The organism is Mycobacterium sp. (assembly GCF_032162105.1).
Lineage (GTDB): Bacteria > Actinomycetota > Actinomycetes > Mycobacteriales > Mycobacteriaceae > Mycobacterium.
In genome coordinates this window covers 1-3588 of sequence record NZ_JAVRPS010000316.1, presented here as the reverse complement: position 1 = coordinate 3588, position 3588 = coordinate 1, and the positions used below count along the sequence as shown (strand labels likewise).

Below are 3588 nucleotides of genomic sequence, written 5' to 3'. Positions count from 1 at the left end.
ACGGGATCGAGGAGTTCACCGAACTCAAGTCGATCGCCTGGAGTTGAGGCGTTCTCGGAGTTCGTCCTTACGCACCTTGCCGGTGGCTGTCCGAGGTAGGTCGTCAACGATCTCGAGGCGTTCCGGTGTCAGGTGTCGTGCAGTCCCTGCGACGGAGAAATGCGCGCGGATGTCGGTGAGCGACAGCGTGGCTGCGGGCTGCAGCACGACGAAGGCGCATACCCGTTCCCCGTAGAGAGGGTCCGGTGCAGCCACGACCGAGGCTTCGGCCACCGCCTGGTGTTCGGCCAGGATGTCCTCGATCAATTTCGAGGACAGGTTCTCTCCGCCCCGGATGATGAGGTCTTTTCGGCGGTCGGTGATCGTGAGGTAGCCGTCGGGGTCGAGCACGCCGATGTCACCGGTGCGGAACCACCGGCCGGGCAGGAACGCGTCGGCGTCCAGTGCCGAATCCCGGTAGCCCACAAACAATTCGGGGCCGCGGCTGAGGATCTCGCCGTGACTGCCGGCAGGCAGGTCTTGCAGTGCGTCATCCACGATCCGGACTTCGACGCCTTCGAGAAGCCGGCCGTCGGTGTGTGCCCGTTTGGCCAGCGCATCCTCGGACGAGCCCCCGCTGATCGAGGGATGCTCGCTCGAACCGTAGGCGCGGAAGGCCATGATTCCGTGCTCGTGGGCCCGCTCGATCCCGCTCGGCGGCACGCTGGCGCCGCCGACCCCGTACTCGCGCAGGGGGGACAGGTCGATCTCAGATGCGAGGTCGAGCAGCGTCGTCAGGAAGAACGGTGTGCCACCCGTTGCGGTGACCCCGTACTCGTTGATGAGTCGGGCTGCCGTGGCGGCGTCCCAAGCATCCATCACCACGTGTGGCATTCCCTGCAGCAGCATGCGCAACAGCCCCAGGGTGCCCGCGATGTGGCCGGACGGGAACGCCGCCAGGATGACGCTGTCGTCGGCGATGCCCGTCAAGCGGGTCCGCAGCTCCGCGAGCAGGGTGGTGTGGGTGTGCTGCACGCCCTTTGGCTGCCCGGTTGTCCCTGAGGTGTAGCTCAGCAGGCAGACGTCGTCTGGTGCGGCGGGCGTTGGCGTGCGCAACGGTTCACTGCTGTTCACCAGACGCGCCCAGTCGAGGTATCCGTGCGGTACCGAGTCCGCGATGACGGCTACCGACAACAGATCCGGACAGTCGCCGATGCGGTGCAGGTCGGCGAGGTAGTCCCGCCGGCCCAACCGATCCGGTGTCACGAGCAGTCGGGCGCGCGACTCCCGCAGGATGAAGCCCAGTTCGCGTGGGCCGTAGCTGGGCACCACCGGTACCAGTACCGCCCCGGCGAGCACCGCGGCCGCCTGCGCGACGACCCCTTCGATCCGGCTCGGTACCTGGACCGCGACAGAGTCGCCAGGCTGCATGCCGAGGTGGCTGAAGGCCGCCGCGCCGCGGGCCGCCCTGTCGACGAGGTCGGCGAGTTGAACCGTCTCGTTGCGTGCGGCACTGCAGAAGACCACGGGGAGTTCGGGTCGGGTGCTCGCTGCCGCCAAGATGGCGACGGGCAATGTGAGCGGTTGGTCAGCGTGGGGCATGGAATGCCGCTGCGCCGGCCGCGACCACCACGCCGTCGCGGCCCTCGTCGACGAGGGTGAAGCGGACCACCACCCGCCCGTCGGGCCCGGCCCATCCGTCCGTACGAACGTGGAAGGGGCCGGTGCGGCCGGGACTGACGAAGTGGACGTCCCAGTCGCGAACTTGGACGGTGTCGGTCCGGGCCAGCACGGTGGCCAGCTCGATGGCGGCGGCTTCGAACACCACGTGGATTGGACCTAGGTGCAGCGACGCCGAGGTCGAGGCGTGACGCGACGTCAGGGCGGGCAGTCGCCAGCCGTCGGAACTTCGCCGTGCCCCGAATACCACGTGCAGCGGGGGAAGGTCGGCGGTGTCGGACATCTGCGGGGGCACGTCCACCGGTCGAAACGATTGGGGGGCGTCGCCGAGGGTGACGCCGACCCCGGTGGTGATGGCGATGACTCGGGAGGAGTCGTTGGCATCGGTGATCAGCGACCGGCTGAAGCCCATCTTGGCGCCCCGGCGCACAGTGCTGCGGGACACCCGGATCTCGACGACGTCGCGGGCGTCGTCGAGAATGTGCAGTCCGTAGGTGACGGGTGCGGGGATCACCTCGCGATCGCGCCAACCGCCGGTTTCGGGCGCGGCGATCGCCAACGGCGCCGCCATGATTCCTCCAGCGCCGTTACGCATGTCGCGGCGCAGCCACACGGTGTCGGGGTCCACGGTCTGGTTGAACGCCCGGCCGAGATACCAGTAGGTGATCAGGCCATCGGGACCCATCATCTCCCGCAGACGATCCCAATATTCCTCGACCGGACCCTCGCGAATGTCTCGGACCACGCTGCGATACCTCCTTGCCGACCCCCTGGTGCGGCAACACCATCACCGTGAAATGCAGAGGACGTGTTGTGTTTTGAACACTAGTCATACTAGTTTTGCAAGTATGCCGTTATCCGATCCGCATCGGGGTCGTCACGGTAATGGAGGGTGACCGTGGATCTTGATCTGACCCCGGACCAAGAGTTGTTGCGGGACACGACCCGCAAGTTCCTGAACGCGACCGTCCCGTTGACCGTGGTTCGGGCGCTGGCCGAGAACTCGGCCGGTTTCGACCGCGAGTGGTGGCAGCGCGGAGCCGAACTCGGCTGGACCTCGCTGCTCGTCGACGAGCGCCGAGGCGGAGGAAGCGTTTCGGGCGCGGGGCTGCGTGACCTCGCCCTGATCGCCGAGGAGATGGGCGCGATGGTGTCCCCGGGGCCGCTGATCGCGACAAACGTCGTCGCACAGACCCTGTCGCGCGATGCCTCCGATGAGCTCGCGTCGCAAGTCCTGCCGGGCCTGCTGTCCGGGGAGTCGGTCGCCGCATGGTGCGTTGCGGAGCCGGGGCAATCGGTCACTCCGGACGGAACGACACTGCGGGCACGTCGCGACGGCGCCGAGTTCGTCTTGGACGGGGTGAAGCGGCCGGTGGACACCGGCGGGCAGGCCGACTGGATCCTGGTGACCGCCACCGGGCCCGACGGTATGTCCCAGTTCCTAGTGCCATCGACGGCGCCCGGCCTGCGGATCACCCCCCTGCACGGGCTCGATCTGGTCCGCAGGCACGCCGAGATCCAGTTCGAGGGTGTCCGGGTGCCTGCCTCCGCCGTTGTCGGCGTCCTCGGTGGTGCCTCGCCGTCGTTCGAGGCGCAGCTGCAGACCGCACTGGTACTGCAGTGCGCCGAGATCGTTGGCGCGACCGACCGCGTCTTCGACTTCACCGTCCAATACGCGTTCGACCGCTCGTCGTTCGGCCGCGCACTGGCGTCCTATCAGGCCCTCAAGCACCGCTTCGCCGACATGAAACTGTGGCTCGAGTCCGCCCACGCCATCACCGTCGATGCCACCAGGGCAGTCCAGGACGGTGCCCCCGACGCCGGCGAAGTCGTCCGGATCGCCAAGGCCTACGTCGCCGAGCGATGCCCCGAGCTGATCCAGGACTGCATCCAGATGCACGGCGGGATCGGGGTGACCTGGGAACACGA

General features: G+C 67.8%; 3 protein-coding genes. 1 reads left to right on the top strand and 2 read right to left on the bottom strand.

Features of this window, described 5'->3' with window-relative positions; all coding sequences use genetic code 11:
- Positions 1-24: 24 nt before the first annotated feature.
- Both QOC69_RS16355 and QOC69_RS16350 read right to left on the bottom strand, forming a co-directional pair.
- Positions 25-1581: an AMP-binding protein gene (locus QOC69_RS16355; protein WP_526441347.1), complete on the bottom strand. Its 1557-nt coding sequence runs from the start codon at positions 1579-1581 to the stop codon at positions 25-27.
- Entirely contained in the window at positions 1568-2404 is an 837-nt protein-coding gene (locus tag QOC69_RS16350) for a hypothetical protein (protein ID WP_526441345.1), read from the bottom strand. The genes QOC69_RS16355 and QOC69_RS16350 overlap by 14 nt, the downstream gene beginning before the upstream one ends.
- A gap of 153 nt (positions 2405-2557) precedes the next feature.
- On the opposite strand from QOC69_RS16350, the gene QOC69_RS16345 reads away from it, so the two are divergent.
- On the top strand, positions 2558-3588 hold a 1031-nt coding region (locus QOC69_RS16345; RefSeq protein ID WP_526441343.1), incomplete at its 3' end, for an acyl-CoA dehydrogenase family protein.